The 25,603-nt window shown below is 59.4% G+C and carries 24 protein-coding genes; 18 read left to right on the forward strand and 6 right to left on the reverse strand.

Annotation, left to right across the window (positions count from 1 at the left end; genetic code table 11):
• The first annotated feature begins 365 nt into the window (after positions 1 to 365).
• The 5 genes from DWW12_RS08495 (at position 366) to DWW12_RS08515 (ending at position 6,522) form a co-directional block, all read left to right on the forward strand.
• Positions 366 to 1,373, forward strand: a complete 1,008-nt coding sequence (locus tag DWW12_RS08495; protein WP_117855734.1) for a YitT family protein — start codon at positions 366 to 368, stop codon at positions 1,371 to 1,373.
• 219 nt (positions 1,374 to 1,592) lie between these two features.
• On the forward strand, positions 1,593 to 2,312 hold the full coding sequence (locus DWW12_RS08500) for a GntR family transcriptional regulator (RefSeq protein ID WP_117855735.1): 720 nt from the start codon (positions 1,593 to 1,595) through the stop codon (positions 2,310 to 2,312).
• 356 nt (positions 2,313 to 2,668) lie between these two features.
• Positions 2,669 to 4,651 (forward strand): ATP-dependent DNA helicase RecQ, encoded by a 1,983-nt coding sequence (locus DWW12_RS08505; protein ID WP_117855736.1) that lies wholly within the window; start codon positions 2,669 to 2,671, stop codon positions 4,649 to 4,651.
• Positions 4,652 to 4,653: 2 nt separating this feature from the next.
• Complete coding sequence (locus DWW12_RS08510) at positions 4,654 to 5,409, forward strand: GntR family transcriptional regulator (RefSeq protein WP_117855737.1); 756 nt, start codon at positions 4,654 to 4,656, stop codon at positions 5,407 to 5,409.
• Between the two features lie 144 nt (positions 5,410 to 5,553).
• Positions 5,554 to 6,522 (forward strand): SIS domain-containing protein, encoded by a 969-nt coding sequence (locus DWW12_RS08515; protein ID WP_117855738.1) that lies wholly within the window; start codon positions 5,554 to 5,556, stop codon positions 6,520 to 6,522.
• A gap of 132 nt (positions 6,523 to 6,654) precedes the next feature.
• On the opposite strand, the gene DWW12_RS08520 is transcribed toward DWW12_RS08515, so the two are convergent.
• Positions 6,655 to 7,632: an L-lactate dehydrogenase gene (locus tag DWW12_RS08520; protein ID WP_117855739.1), complete on the reverse strand. Its 978-nt coding sequence runs from the start codon at positions 7,630 to 7,632 to the stop codon at positions 6,655 to 6,657.
• Between the two features lie 213 nt (positions 7,633 to 7,845).
• On the opposite strand from DWW12_RS08520, the gene metA reads away from it, so the two are divergent.
• Positions 7,846 to 8,772: a homoserine O-succinyltransferase gene (metA, locus tag DWW12_RS08525; protein WP_117855740.1), complete on the forward strand. Its 927-nt coding sequence runs from the start codon at positions 7,846 to 7,848 to the stop codon at positions 8,770 to 8,772.
• A gap of 23 nt (positions 8,773 to 8,795) precedes the next feature.
• Here metA and DWW12_RS08530 read toward each other — a convergent pair whose 3' ends face one another.
• The 4 genes from DWW12_RS08530 to DWW12_RS08545 form a co-directional block, all read right to left on the reverse strand.
• The gene (locus DWW12_RS08530) at positions 8,796 to 9,392 is read right to left on the reverse strand and encodes a 5-formyltetrahydrofolate cyclo-ligase (RefSeq protein WP_117640661.1); all 597 of its coding nucleotides are present in this window, start codon (positions 9,390 to 9,392) and stop codon (positions 8,796 to 8,798) included.
• 121 nt (positions 9,393 to 9,513) lie between these two features.
• A complete protein-coding gene (locus tag DWW12_RS08535) occupies positions 9,514 to 9,843 on the reverse strand; it encodes a type II toxin-antitoxin system HicB family antitoxin (RefSeq protein WP_022094981.1) in 330 nt (109 codons plus the stop codon).
• A complete protein-coding gene (locus DWW12_RS10130) occupies positions 9,836 to 10,099 on the reverse strand; it encodes a type II toxin-antitoxin system HicA family toxin (protein ID WP_084591735.1) in 264 nt (87 codons plus the stop codon). The genes DWW12_RS08535 and DWW12_RS10130 overlap by 8 nt, the downstream gene beginning before the upstream one ends.
• A gap of 313 nt (positions 10,100 to 10,412) precedes the next feature.
• A complete protein-coding gene (locus tag DWW12_RS08545; RefSeq protein ID WP_117640662.1) occupies positions 10,413 to 13,451 on the reverse strand; it encodes an insulinase family protein in 3,039 nt (1,012 codons plus the stop codon).
• A gap of 472 nt (positions 13,452 to 13,923) precedes the next feature.
• Between DWW12_RS08545 and DWW12_RS08550 the strand changes: the two genes are divergently transcribed.
• The 8 genes from DWW12_RS08550 (at position 13,924) to DWW12_RS08585 (ending at position 21,047) form a co-directional block, all read left to right on the forward strand.
• Entirely contained in the window at positions 13,924 to 14,637 is a 714-nt protein-coding gene (locus tag DWW12_RS08550; RefSeq protein WP_233544281.1) for a GntR family transcriptional regulator, read from the forward strand.
• A 135-nt stretch (positions 14,638 to 14,772) separates the two neighbouring features.
• Entirely contained in the window at positions 14,773 to 15,192 is a 420-nt protein-coding gene (locus DWW12_RS08555) for a PTS sugar transporter subunit IIA (protein WP_117629024.1), read from the forward strand.
• 71 nt (positions 15,193 to 15,263) lie between these two features.
• Positions 15,264 to 15,737: a PTS sugar transporter subunit IIB gene (locus DWW12_RS08560; protein ID WP_117634363.1), complete on the forward strand. Its 474-nt coding sequence runs from the start codon at positions 15,264 to 15,266 to the stop codon at positions 15,735 to 15,737.
• 194 nt (positions 15,738 to 15,931) lie between these two features.
• A complete protein-coding gene (locus DWW12_RS08565) occupies positions 15,932 to 16,966 on the forward strand; it encodes an SIS domain-containing protein (protein WP_117640663.1) in 1,035 nt (344 codons plus the stop codon).
• Between the two features lie 81 nt (positions 16,967 to 17,047).
• Positions 17,048 to 17,821 carry a PTS sugar transporter subunit IIC gene (locus DWW12_RS08570; RefSeq protein ID WP_117563725.1) on the forward strand — a complete coding sequence of 258 codons (774 nt, stop codon included), beginning with the start codon at positions 17,048 to 17,050 and terminating at the stop codon, positions 17,819 to 17,821.
• On the forward strand, positions 17,821 to 18,669 hold the full coding sequence (locus DWW12_RS08575) for a PTS system mannose/fructose/sorbose family transporter subunit IID (protein ID WP_199411563.1): 849 nt from the start codon (positions 17,821 to 17,823) through the stop codon (positions 18,667 to 18,669). Before DWW12_RS08570 ends, DWW12_RS08575 begins: the two co-directional genes overlap by 1 nt.
• A gap of 579 nt (positions 18,670 to 19,248) precedes the next feature.
• A complete protein-coding gene (locus DWW12_RS08580) occupies positions 19,249 to 19,914 on the forward strand; it encodes a PilZ domain-containing protein (protein WP_158549369.1) in 666 nt (221 codons plus the stop codon).
• 5 nt (positions 19,915 to 19,919) lie between these two features.
• The gene (locus DWW12_RS08585) at positions 19,920 to 21,047 is read left to right on the forward strand and encodes a hypothetical protein (protein ID WP_117640665.1); all 1,128 of its coding nucleotides are present in this window, start codon (positions 19,920 to 19,922) and stop codon (positions 21,045 to 21,047) included.
• 47 nt (positions 21,048 to 21,094) lie between these two features.
• On the opposite strand, the gene DWW12_RS08590 is transcribed toward DWW12_RS08585, so the two are convergent.
• A complete protein-coding gene (locus DWW12_RS08590; RefSeq protein WP_199570772.1) occupies positions 21,095 to 21,601 on the reverse strand; it encodes a hypothetical protein in 507 nt (168 codons plus the stop codon).
• 406 nt (positions 21,602 to 22,007) lie between these two features.
• Between DWW12_RS08590 and DWW12_RS08595 the strand changes: the two genes are divergently transcribed.
• From DWW12_RS08595 to DWW12_RS08610, 4 genes are all read left to right on the forward strand, one after another.
• Positions 22,008 to 22,790, forward strand: a complete 783-nt coding sequence (locus DWW12_RS08595; protein ID WP_117640667.1) for a hypothetical protein — start codon at positions 22,008 to 22,010, stop codon at positions 22,788 to 22,790.
• Positions 22,791 to 22,874: 84 nt separating this feature from the next.
• Complete coding sequence (locus tag DWW12_RS08600; RefSeq protein WP_147325190.1) at positions 22,875 to 23,819, forward strand: hypothetical protein; 945 nt, start codon at positions 22,875 to 22,877, stop codon at positions 23,817 to 23,819.
• 148 nt (positions 23,820 to 23,967) lie between these two features.
• The gene (locus DWW12_RS08605) at positions 23,968 to 25,050 is read left to right on the forward strand and encodes an HNH endonuclease (RefSeq protein ID WP_117855742.1); all 1,083 of its coding nucleotides are present in this window, start codon (positions 23,968 to 23,970) and stop codon (positions 25,048 to 25,050) included.
• Between the two features lie 175 nt (positions 25,051 to 25,225).
• Positions 25,226 to 25,450, forward strand: a complete 225-nt coding sequence (locus DWW12_RS08610) for a hypothetical protein (RefSeq protein ID WP_147345487.1) — start codon at positions 25,226 to 25,228, stop codon at positions 25,448 to 25,450.
• The last annotated feature ends 153 nt before the right edge of the window (positions 25,451 to 25,603 follow it).

Raw genomic sequence — 25,603 nt, forward strand, 5'->3', positions numbered from 1 at the left:
AGGCGGGGCATTCCCCGCCTCTTACACCACATCTCTGCGCGCTACCGTCTCTTGCGGTGGATTGGCTCATTTTGGCTTCGATTTGATCCGTTTGGCTTCGACTCAGGCTAAGTGAGTAGACTTTTTGGCGCAGGCCGAGCACAAAGCGTATCTGCCTTAGTAAAACCGCAGGTCACGGAAGTGGCAGCTTTGGGTGTGCTCGGCAGGTCGCGAAAAGCCTACTCACTTAGAATTTGGCTCTTTGGTTGGGGGGCTGCTGGCTCGTTTTGGTTGTCGAGAGAGGGTGAATTGAAGCGCCCTCTCGCGCTCCATGCTACAATCGCCGGCATGCCCCACAATTACATCTGCCTTCGAAAGGAGCCTACGTGGCGAACGCCATCGATCAGCTCACGGACCGCGTGCTCGTGCTCGGCCGTCTCACCATCGTCCGCCGCGCCATTACTGCCGTGGCGGTCACCATCTCCGCCGTTCTCCAGACATTTCTGATTCAGGCGTTCATTCGCCCCGCCGACCTGCTTCCGAGCGGCCTCACCGGCGTCGCGGTCCTGCTCGATCGCGTCACCTCGCTCGGCGGCGTTCATATCGACATCTCGCTCGGCATGCTCGCGCTCAACATCCCCGTGGCGCTCCTTTGCTGGAGCGGCATCAGCAAGCGCTTCGTCATCTTCTCGATGATGCAGGTCATGCTCTCGTCGCTGTTCCTCAACATCTTTCACTTCGCCCCGTTTTTGGGCGACAAGATCATGCTCATCATCTTTGGCGGCGTGGTCTCGGGCCTGGGCGCCGCCATCGCGCTTAAGTCCGGCGCATCCACCGGCGGCACCGACTTTATCGCGCTGTGGGTTTCCAACCATACAGGCAAGACCATCTGGGGCGTCATCTTTGGCTTTAACTGCGCTATCCTGGCGATCTTTGGCTTTATGTTTGGCTGGGACAATGCGGCGTATTCCATCGTGTTCCAGTTTATTTCGACCAAGACCATCGACAGTTTCTACCGACGCTACGACCGTGTGACGCTGCAGATCACGACACGCAAGGCAGATGAGGTCATGACAGCCTATGTTGACCATTTTCAGCATGGCATTAGCTGCGCCGAGATCATTGGCGGATACAGCCGCGAAAAGATGTATCTGCTGCACGCCGTTGTCTCGACCTACGAGAGCCAGGACATTATCAAGCTGGTGTGCGATATTGATCCCGGCGCCGTGATCAATGTGTTCCACACGCTCAACTTCGTGGGCGGCTGGTGGGGCGGTCATGTCGACGAGCCCATGCCCACGGCCGTACCCGATCCCGACAAGCCCGCGCGCATGGCCAGCAGGCAGGCGCGCCTCAGCGAGCAGGACATCTTGCAGCAGGACGACGGCAAGTAGGGTTTTGGCTTTTTGCCGGTCAAGCGCAGCCCATCCGAATGAGCCCCCCGAAAGCCCCGTTGCTTTCGAGGGGCTCTCGTTTGACCAGATAAAACCTACCAAAATAGACCTGTCGCTTTTTGGTAGGCAGGGTGTATCGTTTTATCGTTATGATGTAACATAGAGCTAGACGTTATATACGTATTAGTAATTTCGATATTTTGATAGGAGTGATCAGATATGCCCGCGACCAAAAATGCACCGCTTTACCAGCAGATTTACGACGAAATCAAGGATGCGATCGAGAAAGGTGTTTATGCACCCAAGGAGCGTATTCCGTCCGAGCTCGAGCTAGCCGAGCAGTACGAGGTGAGCCGCATTACGGTGCGCCGCGCCGTCGAGGAGCTGTGCTCCGATGGCTACCTGGTTAAGCAGCAGGGCCGTGGCACCTTTGTTTCCACGCCGCACATCAACCGCCAGTTCCACGCCTCGACGCTGCAGACGTTTACCGCGCTGTGTGCCGACAATGGCATGAAGGCCGGTGCACATGTGGTCGATCGCCAGATTGTTCCGGCGCGCCAAAACGAGATGGAGTTCTTTGGCCTGCAGAAGGGCGCGCTGCTGCTGCATATCAAGCGCGTGCGCACGGCCGACGGCGAGCCCATCTTTGAGGAGAACGTCTTTGTGCCGTTTGACGCCTACCGTGAACTGTTGACAGCCGACCTTGAGGACAAGTCGATTTTTGCCGAGGTCGGGCGTGTTGGCGGAACCCCGATTGTCTCGGCTGGCTACCGTACGGTCGAGGCCGTTCGCGCCAGCGCTGAGCAGGCGGCCGAGCTGGGCATCGCTCCGCACGATCCGCTGCTCAACCTGCGCGCCGGCTTTATCGGTCCCAATGGCGAGCCGGTCCTGATGGGTAAGCAGTACTACGTGGGATCGCGCTACGTTATGGTGATGTAGCTCTAGTTGCGCGGTTTTCCAAACCGCGCAACGGCTCGACGCTGCACCTTTGGTTCCGCCGTTCTAACGAACGACGGAACGGTCGACGCTACAAGCGCCCCTAAGCGGCAATCTGACGTTCAATCGTCGGTCGCGTACCAAAGTACGCTTCCCTCCTCTTTCACGTCACCTTGCTCGCTTAGGGGCGCTTTCGCTGACTTATGCGCAACCAGCGACGTTTCCACGCTCATCCGGAAAGTGTCCGAAAATCCACGCTCGTTCCCTTCGGATTGCATCGCCCGTGGCCGGCAACCGTGGGGCACCGGTCCGCGTGGCGGCGTATAATCGGCGGCAGATGACTTGGACGTTAGGAAACCATGACCGATAGTATGCAGCAGATGGCGCTCGACACGCTCAGCGCCTATTTTGGCTACACCTCGTTTCGCCCGGGGCAGGACCGCATGGTCGATGCGATCCTTGCCGGCCGCGATGCACTCGGCGTTATGCCCACAGGTGCCGGCAAGTCCATTTGCTACCAGGTGCCTGCGCTCATGCTGCCCGGCATCACCTTTGTGGTGAGTCCGCTGCTGTCGCTTATGGAGGATCAGACCCGCGCACTGCTCGCGGCGGGTGCGCGACCCAGTTATCTCAACTCCAGCCTTACGCCGGCTCAGCAAAATACCGTGCTCAAGCGGGCGCGCGAAGGCCGCTACCAACTTATGTATGTGGCGCCCGAGCGCCTGCTCGAGCCGCGCTTTCTGGCCTTTGCGCAGGAAGCTGCGGCCGAAGGCGGCATTGGCGTTCCGCTTGTGGCCATTGACGAGGCCCACTGCGTGAGCCAATGGGGTCAGGATTTCCGCCCCGCCTACCTGCAGATTCGCGAGTTCATCGATTCCCTGCCGCAGCGCCCCATCGTGGCGGCCTTTACCGCTACGGCGACCGAGCGCGTGCGCGCCGATATCCAGCAGATGCTCGGCCTGCAAAACCCAGCGACCGTGGTGACGGGCTTTGATCGCAAGAACCTCTACTTTGGTTGCGAGGAGATGGGCGACAAGGCCAAGACCGCCTGGGTGCGCGACTACGTGATCGCGCATTCGGGCGAGAGCGGCATCGTGTATTGCTCGACCCGCAAGACCGTCGATGCGCTGGCAGGAGAGCTTACCGAGGCTCTGGGCCCCAGCGGCATTCGCGTTGGCCGCTACCATGCCGGCATGGGTAATGACGCCCGCCGCCAAAGCCAGCGCGCCTTTATCGACGACGATATTCAGGTGATGGTCGCCACCAACGCCTTTGGCATGGGTATCGACAAGCCCAACGTGCGTTACGTCATCCATAACAACGTGCCCGAGAGCATCGAGGCCTACTACCAGGAGGCGGGTCGCGCCGGCCGCGACGGCGACCCGGCCAGCTGCCATTTGCTGTGGAACGGCAACGATTTTCGCATGCGTCGTTTTTTGATCGACCGCGGCGACGCTGCCGACGAGGCGCTCGATGACGAGCAACGCGCGTGGGCGCTCCAGAATCGATATCGTCTGCTCAGCCAGATGGAGGGCTACTGCAATACTACCGGCTGCCTGCGCGAATATATGCTGCGCTACTTTGGCGACGAGGCCGCGGCCGAGCATGCTGCTGCGGCTGGTGCGGGCGCCACCGCCACAGACGACGCCGAGGGCTGTGGCAACTGCAGCAACTGCCTCGCGCAGTTCGAGGTCGAGGACGTCACCGGTATGGCTCGCGCCGCCGTGCGCTATGTGGCCACGCGCCCCATGCGCTTTGGCAAGTCGCTCATCGCCGATGTGCTTCACGGCGGCAACACCGAGCGCATTCGCCAGATGCATCTGGACGAGGACCGCGGCTACGGTGAGCTGTCGAGCGAATCGGTCGGCCGCATCAAGGACATCATCGGCCAGCTGTGCGGCCGCGGTTATTTGGCCACCTCACAGGGGCAGTATCCGGTCGTGGGCCTGGGTCCGCGTGCCGGCGAGGTCGAGGACGAGGCGTTTGCCTTTACTGTTAAGCGCCGCGCGTCCAAGCGCAAGGCCTCGGCCCGCGCCCGCCGCGCAGTGGACCTGCTGCGCGAGGAGGCCGAGCTGGATCAGCGTCCGCGCGTGGGCGACGATGCCGAGCTGTTCGAGCGCCTGCGCGCCCTGCGCAAGGAGATCGCGGCCGAGCTCGAGATGGCGCCGTACATGGTCTTTTCCGACAAGGCCCTGCGCGGCCTGTGCCGCCTGCGCCCGCAGACGCGCGACGAGCTTATCCAGGTCAACGGCATTGGCGAGAAAAAGGCCGACGCCTTTGGCGAGCAGTTTATGGCGGCGATTGAAGAGTTTGAATCCGAGCATGCGCGGGATGGAGCGTAACGATGGCAACCGACGATAAAACCGACCGCGCTGGCGTATCCGCCGTACCGCTGTACCAGCAGGTCATGGACGACCTGAAGGGCGAGATCGCGCGCGGCGTGTATGCGGCCAGCTCGCGCATTCCTTCCGAGATGGAGCTCGCGAAGTCTTACGGCGTGGGACGCATCACCGTGCGCCGCGCCATCGAGGAGCTGTCGCGCGCGGGATATCTCAACCGACAGCAGGGGAGGGGCACCTTTGTGTGCGCTCCCAAGCTCAAGCGCAAGATTGTCCAGAAAGGCGACGTCCAGAGCTTTACTGAGGGTTGTGCCGCCAACGACATGGTGGCCGGAGCGCGTCTGGTGTCGCGTACGGTGGTCGCGGCGACGCGCGAGGATGCGGCGTTCTTTGGCGTGGAGCCCGGCTGCGAGCTCATCGTGGTCGAGCGCGTGCGCACGGCCGACGGCATCCCCGTCATGCTCGAGAACAACGCCTTTGTGCTCGCCGACCATCCCTATCTGCAGACGCTGGGGGATAGCGACCTCGCCGATAACTCGATCTTTGCGCTCGTTGCCGAGCATTCGGGCCGCGCGCCGCTCAAGTCCGACCCCTGTACCGTGGAGATTGCGCTTGCCGATGCTCAGGCGGCCCCGCTGTTGGAGGTGCCGGCCGGCGAGCCACTCTTCTATATGGAGGCGTACTTTACCGATGAGGACGAGCGGCCCCTGCTGCTCGGGCGCCAAAAGATCGTGGGCTCGCGCTACGTGTTCGACATCTAACGTCCATAGATAGAACAACATAGAACAAATTTGCTGAAATGACTTCACGGGCACCTGCTTGCATGCTATAAATAGAACAACATAGAACGACTGCAGGCACGAGCTGCCGTCGTCCAAAGTCGCCACACAAGGAGGAGCGTTACCGTGAACGCACACGATCTGATTCAGGAAATTATCGAGCGCAAGGGTAAGATCGAGAACGTCTTTTGGATCGCCTGCGGCGGTTCGATGATCGACCTGATGCCGGCTAACGAGCTGCTCAAGCGCGAGGCCACTACGTTTGCCTCGACGGTCTACACCGCGCGCGAGTTTTGCCTGATGGCCCCCAAGAGCCTGGGGCCGAAGTCGCTCGTCGTCGCCTGCAGCCACAGCGGTAACACGCAGGAGGTCGTCGACGGTTGCGAGATGGCGCTGGCTGCCGGTGCCGAGGTCGTGACTATGACCGACTATGCGGGTTCCAAGATTGACAACGGCAAGTGGACAACCTGGGTCTATCCGTGGGGCAAGGGCGAGTCGCAGGCCGAGGTCCCGCAGGGCATCGGTGTTCTGATGGCTGCCGAGCTGCTCGACCAGCAGGAGGGCTACGAGGCGCTCGCCGACATGTACGCTGGCCTCAAGCGGATGGACGCGCTGCTGCCCGCCGCCCGCGAGAAGGTCAACGCCGAGCTGGGCGACCGCTTTGCCGAGCTCTGCCAGCAGCACAAGTTCTTCTATATCCTGGGGTCCGGCCCCAACTTTAGCCAGACCTACGCCATGGCCATCTGCTCGCTCATGGAGATGCAATGGCAGCACTGCTGCTACATCCACTCCGGCGAGTACTTCCACGGCCCGTTCGAGGCCACCGAGCCCGGCGTGTTCTACTTTGTGCAGCTCGGATCGGGCGAGTGCCGCCCCATGGAGGAGCGCGCCCTTGCGTTCCTCAACACGCACACCGACACGATTATGGTGCTCGATGCGCTCGAGTACGGCGTGGGCGAGGTACCCGCCAGCGTGCGTTCGTTCCTGGAGCCGATCTTCTTCTACAACATGAGCTGCGAGCTGCGCGCCGCCCGCGGCAAGGTGTTTGACCACAGCCCCGAGGTTCGTCGCTACATGGGCATCGAGCAGTACTAGGTACCGGGAAAAGTATTCAACTTCGATTCGCAAGGGCACTGCGTGAGTCAAAAAAGCGGGCCGCGCCGGGGATTTCCGGCGCGGCCCGCTTAGTATCGCGCTTAGATTCGCAAGGTTGCGGCAGCCAGCGGCCTACTTTGCGTCGTAGGCCTCGGCGTCCCACCAGTCGAGCTGGGCGATGTTGTCGCGAATGTGCTGGCAGCTCTTGTGGAAGCCCTCGAGCTCGTACTCGGACAGGTCCAGCGTGTAGACCTCCTCGACGCCCTCGGCACCGATCACGCACGGCAGGGAGGTGAAGATGCCCTCCTCGCCATACTGGCCGGTCATGAGCGTGGAGGCGGAAAGCACGGCGTGCTCGTTGTGCAGCACGGCGGCGCAGACGCGCGCGGCGGAGTTGGCGACGGCGTACTCGGTGCACTGCTTGCCCTGGTAGGTCACATAGCCGCCCTTGCGCGCGAGCTCCTCGATCTCCATGTGGTCGAAGGCGTACCTGTCGGGGTTTTCGGCCTGAAGCTCGTTAAGGCTCTTGCCGGCGATGGTCGCGGACTTAAAGGCGGCCAGCTGGCTAAAGCCGTGCTCGCCGATCATGTAGGCGTCGATGGACTTGGGGCTCACGCCGACCTTCTTGGAGATCTCGGTGCGCAGGCGGGCGGAGTCCAGGCCGCAGCCCGAGCCGATGATCTTCTTGGGATCGTAGCCGGTCAGGTGCCACAGCTCGGTGCACACGACGTCGCAGGGGTTGGAGATGCTCACGAAGATGCCGTTAAAGCCGGCGTCGACGATGCGCTTGGCAAAGGTGCGGGCGGCGTCGGTGGTAAAGAACAGCTCGCCGTCGCGGTTGCCAGCGGCCAGCGCGACCTTGCCGGCGGCGTTGACGATGACGTCGCAGCAGGCTAGCTCCTCGTAGTGGTCGTAGCAGTTGACGATCTTGGTGTTGTACGGGACAAACGAAAGGGAGTCGCGCAGGTCCTGGACCTCGGACGTCACCTTGGCCTCGTTGATATCGCACAGGTACAGCTCATCGGCAATGCCCTGCATGAGCAGACTGTTGGCAACATGTGCTCCTACGTGGCCCTGGCCGACCACACCGATCTTACGCGTCTGGTACATTATATGTATCCTTTCGGCCGAGTTTTTCGCGTCGAACCATTGTAGCGTCCTGCTACCACTTTGCTAGACTAAAGCGCCGTAGATTTTTTGGGACATACCTTAATCTCTATTTTTGGAGTGATTCGGGCCGCTGACGGCATCGCTGAGCGATGTGCTCGCGCGGATGGGGCCGCTCGTTGTACCATAGCTGCAACTGACTCGTAAGGAGCATCCATGCCCATTCGCATCCCCGACGCCCTCCCTGCCGCCGCGCAGCTCGAGAGCGAGAACATCTTTGTCATGACCGAGTACCGCGCGCTGCACCAGGACATCCGTCCGCTGCGCGTGCTCATCCTCAACCTCATGCCCACCAAGATTGCCACCGAGACGCAGATCATGCGCAAGCTCTCCAACACGCCGCTGCAGGTGGAGGTGGACCTGCTGCGCACCAAGACGCACGAGGCCACGCACGTGAGCGCCGGCCACCTGGAGACGTTCTACCGCACGTTCGACGACATCCGCGATATCCACTACGACGGCCTGATCATCACGGGCGCGCCGGTGGAGCAGATGCCGTTCGAGGAGGTCGACTACTGGCCCGAGCTCTGCCAGATCATGGATTGGTCCACCACGCACGTGCACTCTACGCTGCATATTTGTTGGGGCGCGCAGGCCGGTCTGTACCATCATTACGGCATCCGGAAGCATGACCTGCCGGCAAAGGCGAGCGGCGTATTCGAGCATTATCTGGTGAAGCCGCAAAGCCCGCTGGTCCGCGGCTTTGACGACCGTTTCTATGCCGTGCATTCGCGCAACACCGATGTGCGCCGCGAGGACGTGGAGGCCGAGCCGCAGCTTGAGGTCGTGGCCGTGTCCGACGAGGTGGGCCTGTACATTGTCAAGTCGACCGACAGCCGCCGCTTCTTTGTATTTGGCCACCCCGAGTACGATACCGACACGCTGCGCCTGGAGTACGAGCGCGACGTGAAGCGCGGACTCAACCCTCGGGTGCCGGTGCATTACTTCCCGGGCGACGACCCCACCGCCGAGCCGCGCAACGTCTGGCGCAGCCAGGCTCAGCTGCTCTACACCAACTGGCTCAACTACTACGTCTACCAGACCACGCCCTACGACCTGGCCCGCGCCGGCGAAGAGCACTAGGCCGTCGGGAGGTGTGCCAGCCGTTAGGCGCTGATGATGTGGGGTAGCGGCTGGTCGTGGGTATCGGTGGGAACGTGGTCGACACGCTGTTCGTCAAAGGCGATGCCGATGATTTGACATGCGGGCGAGAGCATGGGCAGGTAGCGGTCGTAGCAGCCGCCGCCGTAGCCCAGGCGCGCGCCGGCGCGGTCGAAGGCTACGAGTGGCACGATGGCCATGTCGAGGGCCTCTGCAGACACGATAGGGAAGTGGTCGCTGTCGATGTCCATGGCCGCGAAGGCCCGCGTGGGGTGGGCGATAAACGGAGCCGAGGACGCATCGTCGACAGCAACTGCCCGCATGCACATGCGCTGGCCACAAGCTGCGGCATCAATTGCCGAGAGCATGCACGGATAGGCCACGCGCCAGCCGCGTTTGACGGCCGCAGCGGCAAACGCGGCTGGGTCGACCTCGGAACCCATCGCGGCATAGATGGCAACGGTGTGCGGCGCCGCGGCATCCAGGCGGCCCAGCAGCTCAATCAGCCGCGCACAGATAGCGGCAGACTTCGCCGCGCGCAAGTCCAAATCAAGAGCATCGCGCCGAGCAATCACCGCCCGTCGCAACTCAGCCTTATCCATCCCAGCTCCCTCTCCCAAACCTACCAAAAAGGGACAGGTTTATTTTGGCAGGTTTTATCTGGGCAAACGTCGAAGCCGCCGCAAAGGCGCCCTTTGTGGCGGCTTCGACTCGACGTTGGCTTCACAGCGCCGCAGCGATCGCTTCAGTCACAAACTTATTGAGTGACTCACCCTTCTTTGCCGCCGCCAACGCTGCTTGCTTGTGGAGCTCAGAGCCCGTTCTTACGTTGAACGAGCCCTTAAAAGCCCGCTCGGGTTCCTTGCCCTTCTCGGCGCAAAACTCAAGGTAATCGTCGACGGCGTCGTGGAAGCATTGCTCCACTTCTTCAGCCGTGGAGCCTTCAAATACGATTGCGTCCCTAATGCCGGCGACCATACCTGTTAGCACATGCTGTTCGGCATCGAACTCGACCGGGGCGAAATAACCCTTGTATGCTAAAACGTTACTCATGACTACCTCCGACATCTTGCAGAAAGCGAACGATGTTTCGAATGGTCCCCGCTGTCAATTCGTCAGATGGATGAGGCGCGTGCATTACGAACATCCTGCCATCTGATGGCCTGTAGAAGCGAACGCGCGATCCGGATGTCTTGCCTTTGCTGTCCATTTCAAAGCCATATGAAGCCATAACTTTAAGAAAGTCAGCGAATCTATACGTTGAAGGACAGCTAAGCAGCTGGGCGATGAGTTTATCGGATCGAGTCATCCCGCCTCACATTCTGCAACTATATTCTAGTTGCAATTTCAGTTTGATGCAAGCACCTCTACTATAGAACATGTGTTCGTATAGAACAAGTGTTCAAATCACAACTGAGGAAGGAGACAGGCACCTTTGTGGTGGTCTGTGCTGTGGAGTGGGCGTCTGCAGCGGTTTGTCTCAATCTGTAACAGTAACTCGGCAAAATTGGACCTAGATGTTACAGATTGAGACAAACCGCCGCGGTGGGCTGCGCCGCCCCGTCCAAGCCGCAGAAAAAAGGTAGATTTTTAGGCATGTCCTAAAAATCTACCTTTGTGCGTTAAGCGAACAGGTCGACTATGTTGAAGTTGGCGTTGCTCTTGGCGATGACGTCACGGCCGCCAAAGACGCAGGTCGGCGACTCGGCTGCGATACGCGTCACGTCGGCGCCGAGCGAGCGCAGCTCACCGGGCGTGGCGGCGAGCATCTGGGCGCGGCGCTTTTCGCGCGCGTTGGGATCGAGTCCGGCCAGGTAGGTCGTGTTGCGGCGCTTGGTGAGCGCGTAGGGCTTCACCGGCGCGTCCATGCCGCTCACGCAGCTCACGATAAATCCCTCAAAGGCGGCCTCGTCGGGCTCAAAGCTGCCAAGCCATGCACCCGCGCGCTCCACGCGCTCAATCGAGGGGTCGATTGCCGGGTCGCGGTAGGTGTAGAACGCCGTTTGACGCTCGCCAGCCGCGCGGAATCCGCAACCGTATGCGCCGCCCTTCACACGGATCTCGTTCCACAGGTAGTCGTAGGAGAGCGCGTTGGCGGCAACCGCCCAGGCGCCCGTCACGTCGAGTCCCAAGCGACGCGGGTCGCACGCGCTTGCCGCAAAGCAAATGTCGCTGGGGATGACGAAAGCCTCGTGACGGTCGCGCGGCGTCGGCACCACGAGCGCGTTGCGGCCGGCATCGGCGCCGTCGCCTGCGCCAAGCCCCAGGTCGCCCGCGGCATCCCAGTACGCGTCAAAGTCCTCATCGCTGCCGGTAAAGCTCGCCATGCAGCCGTCGGCCACAAAGATGCGGTCTGCCAGCTCGGCAAGCTTGGCACGCAGGCCGTCCAGGCGCTCGTCAAAGTGCTCGAGCAAATCGCGCAGGAACAGGTAGAAGTCCACGCCCGAAAGCTGCTCGCGCACCACGGCCGAAGGCGAGGTGTAGCTCATCGCGCGGCCGAGTGCCGCCGAGTGTCCGTTGTTGATAAAGCCCTGCTCAAGCCCAATGCGAATCTGCGTGAGCACGTCGCGCACGCGGTCGGCGTCAGCATCGAGCAACAGCGTGCTCGACCACACCTCGCGCGGCAGGCTCGCCAGCGCGTCGATCTTTTCGGACAGGGCGCCGGCGCTCACCAGCAGGTAGGGGCGCACGCCGTCCACGTCGGGCTGCGTCATGACCTCGGTCGTAAAGCTCAAAAAGCCCAGCTTGCCGGCGAGCAGATTGTCGAGTTCCTCGGCCGAGTGCTCGCTCGTGGGCAGCTGTTTGAGCAGGCGGCAGAGTAGCGTCACATAGGGCAGGTCCTCAAATGCGACGCAGCTCAGGTCGAAATACTGCATGGCGTAGGCCAGGCGGTTGGTGGGGATGCCGTGGCGCAGGCAGGGGATGGGCGCGGTCGTGTCTACGACCAGCGGCGGCTCGGGGCGCGCCTCGCCAATGTCGGACACGCGCAGGCGCGGCAGCGTGGCCTTGTCCTCGGGCGTGTCCTCGGCCTCCTGCGCGGCACGCAGCGCAGCCGTGCGCTCGACCACGTCGGCCAGCTCGGCATCGGTCATGGCGCCGCGCTTGGCTGCCAGCTCGGCAGCTTCGGCGCCCTCCGAACCCTCAGCGGCGTCCACCGGAACCAGCTCGACCAGCGCCATGTGGTCGTTCTCCAGCACGAGCTCGCGCAGAAGGTCCTCAAAGTAGCTGCCTTCCAGCTCGCCGCGCAGCTCCTCGTACACCGGGCCATACTTGAGCGCCAGCGTCGCGGCGTCGTCATCGTAGAGCCAGGTGCTCAGCGCGTCGCACGCAATGGCCACGCCGTCGGCGATACCGTAGTCGCGCTGGCGCAGGTCGTATTCGTTGCTGCTGATGATGGCCTCCAGGCGCTCGCGCGGAACGCCGTGCTCGCACAGGTCGCGGCAGGCGTCCTGGAACACGCGGCGCAGCTCGCGCGCCACGCCGGGCTGCGCGTTTTGCAGCATGATGAGCTCGTAGGGCTGCAGGCTTTCGGCCGCGGTGTAGCTCACCACGTTGCCGCCCAGGCCGGCGGCCAGAATGGCCTTCTTAACCGGCGCTTCGTTGGAGCCCAGCAGCGCCTCGAACAGGATGTCCGCGGCGATCGTGCGCTTGCGGTCGAGTGCGCTGCCCAGCACAAGGCCCAGGCCCACCAGGGCGTTTTCGGGCGTGGTGGCCATCTCGACGCGCTTATACTCGCAGGTCACGGGTGTCTGCACGACCAGCGGATTGGGCGCCAGCGCAGACGGGTCCTCGCCGGCGGCGACGGCTGCGTCCATGCGGCGGCTCGCGGCGCTCGACTGCGACAGATAGCGCTCGTCCAAAAAGGCCAGCGCGCGGTCCACGTCCAGGTCGCCGTAGAGCGTGATGTAGGAGTTGGAGGGGTTGTAATGGCGCGCGTGCGTGTCCAGGAACTGCTCGTAGGTGAGCGCGGGAATCGCGCGCGGATCGCCGCCGCTCTCGTGCGCATAGGCCGTGTCGGGGTAGAGCGCGGCGTTGACGGCGTCGTCCAGCACGCTCATGGGGTCGGACAGCGCGCCCTTCATCTCGTTGAACACTACACCGTTATAGCGCAGCGTGCCCTCGCGCAGGCTGGCGGCGCTGCCGTCGCCGCCAGCGCCCTCCGGCAGGTCCAGCTCGTAGTGCCAGCCCTCCTGCTCAAAAATGGTGGGCTTGGTATAGATGGCCGGGTTGAACACCGCGTCCAGGTACACGTCCATCAGGTTGTACAGGTCCTGCTCGTTGGTGGTGGCAACGGGGTAGATAGTCTTGTCGGGGTAGGTCATGGCGTTGAGGAACGTCTGCATGGAGCTCTTGATCAGGTCCACGAACGGCTCCTTGACGGGGAACTTGGCCGATCCGCACAGCACCGAGTGCTCAAGAATATGGAACACGCCAGTGGAATCGGCCGGCGGCGTCTTAAAGCCAATGGCAAAGGCCTTGTTTTCGTCGTTGCACGCCAGGTGCAGCAGGCGAGCGCCCGAGGTGGTATGGCGCAGCACGTAAGCGTCCGAGTCGAGCTCGGGCACGGTCTCACAGCGCTCGACGGCAAAACCATGGCAGGTGGTACCGGGCACCAGCAGCGCGGCGGCAGCGGCGCGCGGGTCGGTTGAGGTAGTGGGCATATGCAGTCTCCTTTGGCGCCCCAACGGGGGCGAATCGAGTCGAATCCCCGAGAGTATACCCATATGGGGCCTTCGACCAATCTGCCGGATGAGCGTGGATTATCTGGCACACGAGCGTGGAAATTCGGACGTCTGCCGCATGAGCGTGGATTTTCGGACGAAATCGGCCGCCAAAAGCCCAAAAACCGTCCAAATATCCACGCTCGCGCGTCAAGTACGTATCTCTCACCTCACATTCATCTCTACGATGAGGGATGAATGTGAGACAGGTAGAAGATAAAAATCAATCGGCTTATCGGATGCATATACCGCCATCAGATTGAAGCTGTATGCGGAAATGGATGGACTCTACACCGCTTACGCAAAATAACCCCTCGTTTGCTAAAACATTATAGGAAATGGCGTGGAATGCTAAAAAGTTCTAATACAATATAAGTCATTTATCTATAGGCTGCTGATTCCTTGTAAAGGTATGGTTGATATGGTTGAGGCAAATAGCGTTATCCCCCTGTACAAACAGATTGTTCGTGCGCTTTCTGATTCAATCGCCAACGGCACGTACCGCCCGGGAGATAAGCTTCCGACCGAGGCGGAGCTTATCGAGCAATTTGGCGTGAGCCGAATAACGGTTCGCTCCGCAATTAAAGAAATGGAAGATGCTGGGCTTGTTGAGAGGGCCCGCGGCAAGGGCACGTTCGTTTCGTCGGACACGCAGATGTATGCCGCGGACGACCGTGAGAGCTTTACCCATTCGTGCCAGCTTGCGGGCAAACAGGCGTCTACCAGGGTTCTCGAAATGGGCTGGGACTTCCCAAGTCTGCGAGACGCGAAGTTCCTGGGCGTAGACGATACCCAAAAGGTATTGCGTAGCCGTCGTCTGCGCCTTGTGGATGGCAAGCCCACGATGCTGGAAACCAATAGCTATTCCGCTGCGCTTTCTTTTTTGGAGCATGAGTCCCTCGATGATTCGCTGATGGCGGTACTCGATCGCCAGGGGATCAAGATGGGTCCCAACACGCGTACGCTCGAGGTCTGCTATGCGAGCGAGCTCGAGGCGGCATACCTTAACGTGGAGCTGGACTCTTCGCTGCTTCTGTTTGTCGATAGACGTTATACCCCAAGTGGCGAGCCGCTTTTCATCTCCCGTCAGGTGTACTGCACCGAGCGACTGAAGTTCTATTTGTAAATTAGCGATAGATTGGTCGATTTACCGACCAATTGTTACCGTTCGCGGATTTGGAAAATAGACACACCACGTAGGGTAGATTGCTAATATACTTTGTTATGACAATATAGTACGTCCTATTGGTATTGGAGAACTATGAATAAGATATTGCTAGCGAGTCATGGTTATCTCGCCCAAGGCATGAAAAGCTCTCTGGAGATTCTGATGGGCACCAACGACCGAATCGAGTGCCTGTGCGCCTATGTCGATGACGATTCAAGGGACGTCGCGGCGTTGATTGATGCATGGATGGAGACGAGGGACCCTGCCGACTCTTGGTTTGTCGTGACTGACATCTTTGGCGGCTCTGTAAACAACGAATTCATTCAGAGGCAGACCGACGGATCGTTTACGTTAATCGCTGGAATGAACTTGCCGCTGCTGGTGGAAATGGTTACACAGCTGGACTCCCTGGATGCGGACAAGGCCAAAGCCGCGGTCGAGGGATCGCGTTCGTTTATTCAGCTTTGCGAGGCGGCGGACATGCTTGCCGGCGCCGAGGAAGAAGAGTTCTAGTTAGTTCTGGTTCGAGCCCTAGCTAGGGGCCACACCTGTCATTCCCTTTATCACGTGCGGAGATGATAACGATGATTAAGCTTACGAGAGTTGATTACCGACTGATTCACGGCCAAGTTGCCATGTCCTGGACTCACGCTTTGGATGTAGATTGCATCTTGCTTGCCAGCGATGCTGTGGCAAAAGACGACATGAGGAAGGCGGCCTTGAGGCTCGCCCGCCCCAACGGCGTTAAACTCGTCATCAAGGATGTTGACGCTGCTATCGAGGCGCTCAACAGCGGCGTTACCGACAAGTATTCGCTGTTTATCATCACTGAGACGATTGAAGATGTCTATCGTCTCGCTAAGGGTTGCAAAGACATCAAAGAGATCAATCTGGGCGGAACCCGAAAGACCCCTGAGACCACGCTTCATCCGACCCCTGCGATCTTTGCGACCGAGAAAGATGCCGAGCATATCCAAGAGCTCCTGGGCGATGGCGTGGCCATCGAAATCCGTCAGGTTCCCAATGACGCTAAGGTGTTTGCCAAGGACGTTTTCTAGCCGGAAACACGTTGATGCTCGGCATTTATTGAACCAATGCTCTATGCCTATGCCCGTCGATCATTTGATCGGCGGGCTTTTTATTAAAGAAAAATCAAAAAAATCTGAAATAGTTCTTGCATAGTTAGTTATATAAAGTATTATAACGTCATGGGATGAATGAAGGGTTCATCCAAGTGAGTTAGGAGTAAGGGATGTTCAATTTCGATGAGCCTCGTTACGAGAAGGTTGTGAGCGATGCCCTCGCTCTCCGTCCTCAGATTGAGGCTGCCGTGGACGAGGTCTGCGAGCAGGGTTATTCCAACATCTTCTTCATCGGCTGCGGCGGCACCTGGGCCCACACGCTCCCGATGAAGTATTGGGTCGAGACCACCACGGCCGACGTCGATGTCCACTGCGAGATCGCCGCAGAGTTCCTCGCCTGCCCGCCCAAGACCTTCAACAAGGATTCTGTCTGCGTCTTCTCCACCCGTACCGGCACCACCCCCGAGATCATTGAGGCTGCCAAGTTCTGCCAGGAGCAGGGCGCCCGCACGCTGATGTATGTCTCCAACGACAACACCCCGGCCACCGAGTACGCCGATTACAAGTTCTTCAGCTTCGCCGAGGACGACGTTCTGTGCGAGGCCATCTACACCTACCAGATCACGCTGGTCGCCCGCTTCCTCAAGAACGCCGGCGCCTTCCCCAAGTACGACACCTTCATGGAAGAGTTCGGCAACATCGCTCCGTACCTCATCAAGGCCAAGGACGCTCAGGACGAGCGCTGCGCCGCCATGGCCGAGGACTTCAAGGACACCGATTACCACATGGTGATTGGCTCCGGCATGCTCTGGGGTGAGGCCTACGACTACGCCATGTGCATCCTCGAGGAGATGCAGTGGATCAAGACCAAGTCCATCCACGCCGCCGAGTTCTTCCACGGCACCATCGAGCTGTGCGAGGAAGGCACGAGCCTCATCATGCTCTACGGCGAGGACGACACCCGTAAGCTCATGGACCGCGTGGACAACTTCACTCACATGCTCGCCGACGAGAAGGGCGTCAACGTCCGCGTGAACAAGTTTGACACCGCCGAGGTCGAGCTGCCGTTCAGCGACCCCGAGTTCCGCAAGATCGTCTCCCCGATGGTCACCTACACCATCACCGAGCGTCTGAGCTGCCATCTCGAGCACGTCCGTAACCACCCGCTCACCACGCGTCGTTACTATCACCAGATGAACTACTAATCCTCTCAAATTGCTGCGGTTGTCTGCAGGCGAGCTGCGCAGAATGCCTCGCCTGCAGACCTGTTTCTGGGGTTGATCGAAATGGTTGTCCAGTATCTTCTAGTTGCACTGGTCGCATTTATTGCGTCCATGGACGAGCAATTATTTGGCATTACGATGCTTGGTCGTCCGCTGTTTACGAGCCTGTTTGTCGGCTTGATCCTTGGCGATGTCCAGCAGGGCGTTATCGTCGGCGCTGCTTTGGAGTCCATGTTCATGGGCGCCATCATGGTCGGCGCGGCGGTTCCTCCCGAGGTCTATGCCTCCGGCGTGCTTGGCTGCGCGTTTGCCGTCATTACGGGTACGGGCACGGCAACTGCCGTCGCGCTCGCCCTTCCCGTCTCCGTCTTCCTTCAGGTGTGGCGCAACTTCTGCTACGCCGTTCCGGGTGCCTTTGCCTGCAAGAAGATTGAGACCGCTCTGGCAAATCGCGATCTTGCCAAGGCGAATCTGTACCATCTGACCATCGTGCCGCTGTCGATTGGCATTCCGTCTGCACTGCTGGTGTTTGGCTCGCTGTTCTTTGGTGCCGACCTTATCAACAATGCGCTCAACGCGATTCCGCAGTTTGTGATGGACGGCCTCAACGTTGCGTCCGGCGTCATGGTCTGCATCGGCTTCGCTCTTCTTATCAGGACCATGGGCGATAACAAGCTCCTTCCCTGGCTGTTCCTGGGCTTCATTATGGTCATCTACCTCAAGATGGACGTGGTCGGCGTCGCCGCAGCTGCCATTTGCGTCGCGCTGCTCCTGGCCTTCCGCGAGGGCTCGTCCGGTCCGCAGACGGTTGCTGCAGATGAAGAGGAGGACTTCTAATGGCTATCCAGAACACCGACCTCAAAGAGGCCAAGAAGGACGCGATTATGACTCCCGATATGTATCGGAGCATGTTCCTTCGCCAGTTTACGAGCCAGTGCTCGCAGTCGTACGACAAGATGATGGCAATGGGCTTCATGTACACCATTCAGAAGCCCCTGCGAAAGATCTATCCCAACGACGACGATTACTATGCGGCGCTCGATCGCCATGCCGAGTTCTTTAACATCACGCCTCATGTGCTTCCGTTTGTAGCCGGCCTAACGGTTTCGATGGAAGAGCAGGCGGCTGCCGATAAGAACTTCGACACGTCCTCGATTAACGCCATGAAGGTCGGCCTTATGGGACCGCTTTCCGGCATCGGCGATTCGTTCTACTGGGGTACGTTCCGCGTGGTTGCCGCCGGCATTGGTATTGGCATCGCTTCGACGGGCAACCCGCTCGGCCCCATCGTGTACGCGCTCATCTACTCCGTGATTAACTTTGCAACGCGTATCGTCGCCGCCCATCTGGGTTACGACTTGGGAACCAAGTTTTTGCAGCAGTCCGAAGAGAGCAACCTTATGTCTCGCATGACGCATGCTGCCGGTGTTCTCGGAATGACCGTTATCGGCGCCATGATTGCGGCACAGGTCTCGCTGTCCACGGCTTTGACCTTTGACGTGGGTGGTTCGGAGATTGTCCTGCAGGATCTGTTCGATTCGATCTTCCCCGGTCTGCTGCCCTTGCTGGCAACGTTCGCTTGCGTTGCCCTCTATAAAAAGGGCGTCAAGACCATTTGGATCATCTTGGGCATCTTCGCAATCTGCATCATCGGAACGGGCTTGGGAGTGTTCGCGGCGGCGTAATGTTGACTGCTATGCTCGCGCGTTGGATAACTAACTGACCGTTTGAAAACGGGGCTCGGCGTAAGGCCGGCCCCGTTTTTTATTTGAGGGATTTTCCGACCGTCCAAAAAATCACACTCGTCCATCACTCACGCATCTCTCGTCTCTCATTCGTCACTAACACGAGAGATAGCTGAAAGATGAGAGATAAATATGAGAGATAGCAATGCTGCAAGATGGCTGAGGGATCGAGGCAAAGTTCCCGTATACATGTGTTTACCTGTACGAACGTGATTTGATTGAACCGATAACGGTAATTTTGTCTCTCATCTCTCACTCATCTCTAAGCTGAGAGATAAATGAGAGACGAGAGATAATTACGAGAGATAGCTGAGAGATAGACAGACAGACAGACGGTCTGTCGGGAACATGCATCGCCGCCAGATTAATGCCGCGCGCGGAGCAGCTGCGCGTTCACCCGCGCCTCACATCCCGCCATTTCACGTGCCGCACATCGAAACCTGCAGCAAAGCAGGTACAATAGCCCAATGTGCATCGCGCACGACGATGATATCGGCGCCCGCGACTGGGGGAGAATACATGGCAGAGCAACAGATAACGCCGGGGACTAAGCTTCAGGTGGCATTCGACGTGCCCATGGGCCAAAAAACCGACTTCAACATGCTCGCCACGTACAAAGAGAACCTGGACGACGCGTACTTTCTTATGAGCGCGCCCATGCTCGCCGGCAAGCCGCTCATCATGGACGAAAACCAAAAGCTGCTGCTGCAATACAAAGTGGGCGAGGAGACGTTCGTGCTCGCCGGCTACCCCGAGTCGGTCGAGAAAAAAGGTATCCGCACCTACTGGAAAATGCGCAAAGTCGCCGAGCAGCGCAGCTTTGTCAAGCGCCGCGACGAGCGTTTTAAGGTCGCCATGCGCCTGACCTACCAGCGCGACAACGCGCCGACCCCCGAGCCGGAGGATGCCATGACCATTGACGTCTCGGCCGGCGGCCTGGCCATCTACCTCAACGATTACCCCGACGTGGGCGAGGCCCTGGCCGTGCAAATGCCCACGATTCGCCTGCAGGGCGAGCGCCACGAGCTGCCCGAGCAGCTGGGCATCGTGTGCTGGGTGCGCCGCGCGCCCAAGGGCAGCCTGTACCGCAACGTCTGCGGCCTGCAGTTCCGCTACGCCGACGACATGGAGCGCGAGCTCGTCAAAGAATACGTCGGCTACATTCGCACCAAATATAAGATCTGATCGCCATGGCACTGTTCAAGCGTAACGACAACAAAGATCAAGCTGCCGAAGTTTTGGCCGAGAATCACGTCGAGGGCATGGCTGAGGATTTGGCCGAAGGTCAGGCCGAGGGTCAGCCCGAGGACACCCCCAGCACCGATCCCGACCCGCGCAAGCGCTTCGGCAAGCCCAAACGCAAGCCCAAGCGCGACCTGCGCGGCGTGGTGCGCATCGAGGAGCTGGAGCAGGCGCTGGCCAACCAGGGCCTCGACGACATCGACCCCGACGCGGTCGTGTCCATGTACATGCCCAAGCGCCGCATGGAGCGCATCGGCACGGCGTTGCTGCGCATGGACAAGCTGCAAAAGGCCCTCGTGGTGCTGGCGCTTGCCTTTGGCGTGTTGTTCGCCCTGTCGTTTATGCAGGAAAACATGGGTAACTTCACCATCAACCTCAACCGCCTGGAGCTGTTCCGCCGCGGCGTGGCCATTGCCGACAACGGCGACTTTAACAACGCCACCGCACGCTTGGCGGCTGACGCCGTGGATAACGGCACCAATATCGCTGCCGAGGATCTGCCCGACAACCTGGACGACATCGACGGTAGCCACAACGGCAAGAACTACGTGGCGTACACCTTCTATATCCGCAACGCCGGCAAGACCGACCTGGGCTACAGCGCCAAGCTCAAGGTGGTCAGCGCCAGCAAGGGCGTGGATAAGGCCGCGCGCGTGCGGGTGTATCGCAATGGCGAGCCCACCACCTATGCGGCGGCTGCGGCCGATGGCAGCCCCGAGCCCAACACCGAGCCGTTTGCGTCCAAAGACGTGGTGACGACCATCAGCCACAAGAACTTCCGCGTGGGCGATGTGGACAAGTACACCGTGGTCATTTGGCTGGACGGCGACGACCCGGAGTGCGTGGACAAGATCATCGGCGGCGCGGTGGAGTTCGGTTTTGATTTTGATTCGTCCGAGACCGACGACTCGAGCCTGTTCATTAAGTTCGTGCAGGATATTGCCGACACCCTGACCGGCAACGACCCCATTAGCGCGAGCGGCAACGAGGCGCCCGATTACTACAAGGAGCACAACGTGACGTGGAGCAACCGTCGCAACCAAAAGAACTCGCCCGCAGGGGACGGGGACAAGTAGAACGAACAAGCGCCGGGCCGGGATTGTTTCCCGGCCCGGCGCTTTTGTTATGCCGAGGCGTTGTCTTTGGAGGCGGCGCCGTTGCCCGCAGCGGCATCTAGCAGGAACAGTCGCAGCGCGAGCTTGATCGCGTAGCCCGGTTTGACCTGTGCCGCGTCTCCCATGCGTTCGTCCAGATCGCTACAGTAGGCGTAAACCTCGCGAATGAGGTCCGCGCCCGAGAGGGTGAACATGTAGCCCGAGTCCGAAAGCGCGTTGGGTGCTGCGGGCAGCCCCGCGGCCGCACAAAAGCTCGCGAGGTCGGGGCCCATGACGGCCTCGTAGTCAATCGCACGTCCACCGTCCTGGGCGGCTTGCTCCTGCTCGCGGGTGTGCGACAGCGCCGCCGCCAGTACAAAACTGGGCGTGGGCGCGTTGACGTCGTCGGTGGTGGCGACGAGCTTGCCGGCCGCCTGCGTGACCAACCAGGCGACTTCGCGCTGGCAGCGAACGGCTTTGCGCGTCACCGGCTTGATCGATCCGGCAGAAACGCTTCCCTTGGGTTGATTGGCCATGGCCATGGGGCCCTCCCAACAAATAGCCCGCTAAGCAGGCAAAATTTCACGTTCTGCACCAGTATAGCGAGTGGGGAAGGGCTAAGGGCGAAGCTCGGTGGGGGGTGTAGGTATGTGCTGGCATGGCACTGCGGCCGCAAACCTTAAGAGAAGCTTATGGCTTTGCGGAAGCGCGTGGCCAAATAAGGTGAACAGCGTTTGCTCAGTTCCATACCTAGCCCAAGGTAGGCCCATGAATCTGCCGGAATGTAAGGCCTCGAAAACTCATAAGGAAATCGTAAGAATTATGGTATCCTCAATTCCAAATTTTAAGGATGGGCAAGCAACATCCAACACGAAAGCACGGGCTCCCCTTCCGGGCTTCTCGGGGGTCATCTGGGACGAATGGGGAAAGAAAGGGGTCCGTATGGATACCAAGGCATTAAAGAAGCAGATGGGCGCCGCCATCGCCATGGTGCTGGTAGCAGCCGTAGCGCTGGGCTCTGCCACGTTCGCATGGTTTGTGACGAACAACAAGGTTGACGCCACCACGAGCACGATTTCCGCTCAGTCGAACGCGGCGTTCATGACCATTGCGAATGGCCCGACGGGCGCAAAAGACGTCGATGCCACATCGGTCACTACTGGGGTCGGCACCAAGTCACTCTTCCCCGCGACCTATGGCGAGGAAACTGGGGCGGAAAAAGGTGTTTGGATGTCCGGTTACGGTACGGAACTCGATAATGGCGCCCTTAAGGACGGTTTGTTCAAGTGCAAGGGCGGAGATGCGGACGAGGGTTCAACTGATGCCGCTATCAAGGGCGGCTATGCTCTCGAGCAGGTTTACAACGTCAGCTCAAAGGGCCAGAACCTTTCTAAAATTCTTGTCGAAAAGATCGAGGGTATTACCGACACTACTCAAAACCCGAGCCTGAAGAAGGCCCTGCGCGTTCTTGTTACTAGTGCCGATGGAAGCAAATGGGAGGTGTACGGTCTGAACGCAGCGGGCGATAAATTTGAGAAGAAGCTCGCCTCCGATAACTTTGATTCCTATGGTAACGTTACCGCCAATGAAGATACGGCGTTGAAGGTTTACCTCTACTACGAGGGTAAGGATGCCAACGTAACCACCGAGAATCTGCAGAACCAAAGTCTTACTGCTACTAACGCCGTGACCATTACGTTCACCGCAACTGCGGACAATAAGTAATCGCAGCTACGATTTATGGCTTGCGAAGGGCAGGTTCCCGGCCCGGGATCCTGCCCTTTTCCGTAACGAAGGGAGGCGACGGGTATGCGCGATTCAGTAAAGAGACTTAAGGTTCAGCTTGTTGGAGCGGCGTTGACCGTCGTCGTCTCAGCGGTGGCGCTTTCTGCAACTACCTACGCATGGTTTGTCTCCAATAATAGAGTCCATGCAACTACGAGCACTATTTCCGCTCAAGCGAATGGTATGGTGCTGCAAATTGCTCAGGGCAAAAATATTAACCATGACGGTTCGGATAAGCAGACCACTGCCAGCTCGGCTGGCCATGAAATCAGCCCTTCATCGACCAACGATGCTCAGTCTTGGTTCGTTCCCAAGTCCTGGCAGGGAACTAATGTCTCCGGTTACCAGAAGGCCAGCACAGATGTTGGAGGCAAGTACACGCTGACGAGCGGCACCGATTCCTATTACGCCTATGTCGCCGCTGACTACACCCTCTACACCGTGACGAATACCGGCATCGCGGATGTTTATCTCGACGGCACGAATCCCGTCACCGTCAAGCCTTCCGGCAACGTAACGAATGAATGGTTTAACAAAATCAAGGGTAGCCTGCGCGTTGGCATTGTTATTAACGACGAGCTTAAGGTCGTTTATGCTCCCGTTGAACCTTCGACTACTGAGCATGGCAACGATGCCTCCTCAACGATTGGTTGGAGTTGCGTCGCATCCGAAGGAACGACGACCCAAGCGCCGTCGTACGCGCATATTACCGGCACGACCCTAACTGACCAGAGCGGCGGCGATTGGGCCGCTACCGGATCGGGCGGCTCTTATTCCAAACCTGCTGGAGCAAATCCGCGAGCCATCGCGAAGAACGTTGGCTACAACGGCACGAATATGAAGATCGTCATCTGGATGGAAGGCACCGATTCCGACTGTCAAAACTGGTCCGAGCAGGGCAAGAACACCACTGCTCCGACCTTTGACGTAACGGTCAGCTTGGTCGGTATCGTTCCTGATTCCAAGTAGGGCTAAGCCATTAGCTAGATTTGTCTGATAGGGGCCGCTTCAACCGAAGCGGCCCCTTTCTTGTGCGGTGGCTTTGCGCAAAACGGTTGCTCATGAGCCCGCGTAGATCGGCGATAATGTGGGGAACTGTTCTTCCTGGAGGTTCCTTATGGACGGCATCGCTTCTAGTATTCCGCTGATTGCTCGGCCGAGTTTCGACAACGCTTGCAGCTTTGTGCCGTCCGAATATGTCCAGGCCTGGGAGTGGTTCTTGCGTGAGGAGCAGCGTTGCGGCCTGTGGGACAAGCTCCCGCATCGCACCAATGCCGATAGCCCTCAATATCCCTTTCGCCTGACGATTGATTCCGAGCTCTTTCCGGTGTCGCGCGATTCGGGCATCTTCTGGCCTGGTCGCGAGCGCGTTAAACATCCGCGTGAGAAAACCTTCGCCCTTTCGGTGCACAATTCCAAGCGCGGTGCCTATCCCGATGTTCCGCCGCTCTATCTTGAGGACGGCACGTGGGTGCTCAAGTACTCGTCGCAAAGTGCTTCGGTCGAAAACTGGCGCGACCAGGACTACAACCAAAAGATGATCAACTGCATGGAGTGTGGCGTTCCCGTTGGCGTGTTCTTTGCAACGAGCGCTGGCTACAAGGTGCTGGGCCTAGCGTTCGTCGAGCGTTACGAGCCTGAGAACAGCTGGTTTGTACTGCATGGTCCTGTCCATAAAGGTGGACCCGACGCGCGCTTTTTCCCCGATATGAGCTACATGAAGGATGCTCCGGTTGCGGCGGAGTTTTCCGGCGCTCCGGCGAGCGACGATGAAAAGGCTCGCTATGCGCTGCGCCGCGAGCGAATCGGCCAGCAGCGCTTTCGCACGCAGCTCTTTGAGGCCTATACCGGTCGATGCGCCGTCTCGGGTTGCAATGTTAACGAAGCGCTCGAAGCTGCGCATATTGAGAACTACTCGGGTCCTAAGTCGCAGGTTGTCAGCAACGGCATTCTGCTGCGCCGCGACCTGCACTCGCTGTTCGACGCCCATCTGATTTCGTTTGAGTTGGTGCGCGGCGACTATCAACTATGCGGATCGTACCTTCTGCGGCATACGGATTATGCGACGTTTGCGGGCTCGGTGTTGCGCGAGCCGGACGAACATTGCTTGCGTCCCAACGCTCGATTCCTCGAGGCTCATCGCGCCGAGTTCGATTTCTCGGAATCGCGGCGTCGGGCGGAGGGCGTTGCTCCGTATTAGTCGGCTGTTGCCCGTCGCAACCCAATCATGTCGATTGACCGGATCGCGCCGCGCCACAGCAAGAGCCGTCCGATCCTGCCATCCTCTCCTCAGCAGGCAAAACAGGAAAGGGGAGGCCATGGGGTGGCGAAGCGATATCGCGCGCGGCGCATACGGAAACTTACCGCGCACTCTGATGGATCGGAGCTTATTTCCGCTCGTCGAGGCTAACTGCAGCCAAATCTGTCTGCCCTGCCCTCGCTGCGGTGCAGGCCTCCCATGCCTAGACATCAACTTCATCGACGCCCGCGACAAGCGCGCCGCCGACCCGCGTGCTCGAACGGGTCTGCGTTTTCCGGTCTATCCTCAACAATGCCCAGCCTGCGGATGTGCCATTACCTATGACGATGCCGATGCCTAATCCCCTGCTAGCGAGCGAGGATTTTTGGACGTTTGAAAACTGAGGGTGGATAATCTCCCGTTTTTGGGCTGAAAAGCTGTCGAAAATGGGAGATTATCCACCCTCGAGGGTAGCGCGCAGAGATGTGGTGTAAGAGGCGGGGAATGCCCCGCC

The sequence above is a fragment of the Collinsella sp. AF14-35 genome, assembly GCF_003464565.1.
In the GTDB taxonomy this organism is placed as follows: Bacteria; Actinomycetota; Coriobacteriia; order Coriobacteriales; family Coriobacteriaceae; genus Collinsella.

Coding starts and splice junctions, on each gene's coding strand:
- DWW12_RS08555 (WP_117629024.1), top strand. CDS start 14,773: ATGAATAAGATATTGCTAGCGAGTCATGGTTATCTCGCCCAAGGCATG.
- DWW12_RS10130 (WP_084591735.1), bottom strand. CDS start 10,099: ATGACTCGATCCGATAAACTCATCGCCCAGCTGCTTAGCTGTCCTTCA.
- DWW12_RS08600 (WP_147325190.1), top strand. CDS start 22,875: ATGCGCGATTCAGTAAAGAGACTTAAGGTTCAGCTTGTTGGAGCGGCG.
- DWW12_RS08535 (WP_022094981.1), bottom strand. CDS start 9,843: ATGAGTAACGTTTTAGCATACAAGGGTTATTTCGCCCCGGTCGAGTTC.
- DWW12_RS08550 (WP_233544281.1), top strand. CDS start 13,924: ATGGTTGATATGGTTGAGGCAAATAGCGTTATCCCCCTGTACAAACAG.
- DWW12_RS08510 (WP_117855737.1), top strand. CDS start 4,654: ATGGCAACCGACGATAAAACCGACCGCGCTGGCGTATCCGCCGTACCG.
- DWW12_RS08530 (WP_117640661.1), bottom strand. CDS start 9,392: ATGGATAAGGCTGAGTTGCGACGGGCGGTGATTGCTCGGCGCGATGCT.
- DWW12_RS08595 (WP_117640667.1), top strand. CDS start 22,008: ATGGATACCAAGGCATTAAAGAAGCAGATGGGCGCCGCCATCGCCATG.
- DWW12_RS08580 (WP_158549369.1), top strand. CDS start 19,249: ATGGCAGAGCAACAGATAACGCCGGGGACTAAGCTTCAGGTGGCATTC.
- DWW12_RS08520 (WP_117855739.1), bottom strand. CDS start 7,632: ATGTACCAGACGCGTAAGATCGGTGTGGTCGGCCAGGGCCACGTAGGA.
- DWW12_RS08590 (WP_199570772.1), bottom strand. CDS start 21,601: ATGGCCAATCAACCCAAGGGAAGCGTTTCTGCCGGATCGATCAAGCCG.
- DWW12_RS08565 (WP_117640663.1), top strand. CDS start 15,932: ATGTTCAATTTCGATGAGCCTCGTTACGAGAAGGTTGTGAGCGATGCC.
- DWW12_RS08560 (WP_117634363.1), top strand. CDS start 15,264: ATGATTAAGCTTACGAGAGTTGATTACCGACTGATTCACGGCCAAGTT.
- DWW12_RS08585 (WP_117640665.1), top strand. CDS start 19,920: ATGGCACTGTTCAAGCGTAACGACAACAAAGATCAAGCTGCCGAAGTT.
- DWW12_RS08575 (WP_199411563.1), top strand. CDS start 17,821: ATGGCTATCCAGAACACCGACCTCAAAGAGGCCAAGAAGGACGCGATT.
- DWW12_RS08500 (WP_117855735.1), top strand. CDS start 1,593: ATGCCCGCGACCAAAAATGCACCGCTTTACCAGCAGATTTACGACGAA.
- metA (WP_117855740.1), top strand. CDS start 7,846: ATGCCCATTCGCATCCCCGACGCCCTCCCTGCCGCCGCGCAGCTCGAG.
- DWW12_RS08545 (WP_117640662.1), bottom strand. CDS start 13,451: ATGCCCACTACCTCAACCGACCCGCGCGCCGCTGCCGCCGCGCTGCTG.
- DWW12_RS08505 (WP_117855736.1), top strand. CDS start 2,669: ATGACCGATAGTATGCAGCAGATGGCGCTCGACACGCTCAGCGCCTAT.
- DWW12_RS08605 (WP_117855742.1), top strand. CDS start 23,968: ATGGACGGCATCGCTTCTAGTATTCCGCTGATTGCTCGGCCGAGTTTC.
- DWW12_RS08610 (WP_147345487.1), top strand. CDS start 25,226: ATGGATCGGAGCTTATTTCCGCTCGTCGAGGCTAACTGCAGCCAAATC.
- DWW12_RS08570 (WP_117563725.1), top strand. CDS start 17,048: ATGGTTGTCCAGTATCTTCTAGTTGCACTGGTCGCATTTATTGCGTCC.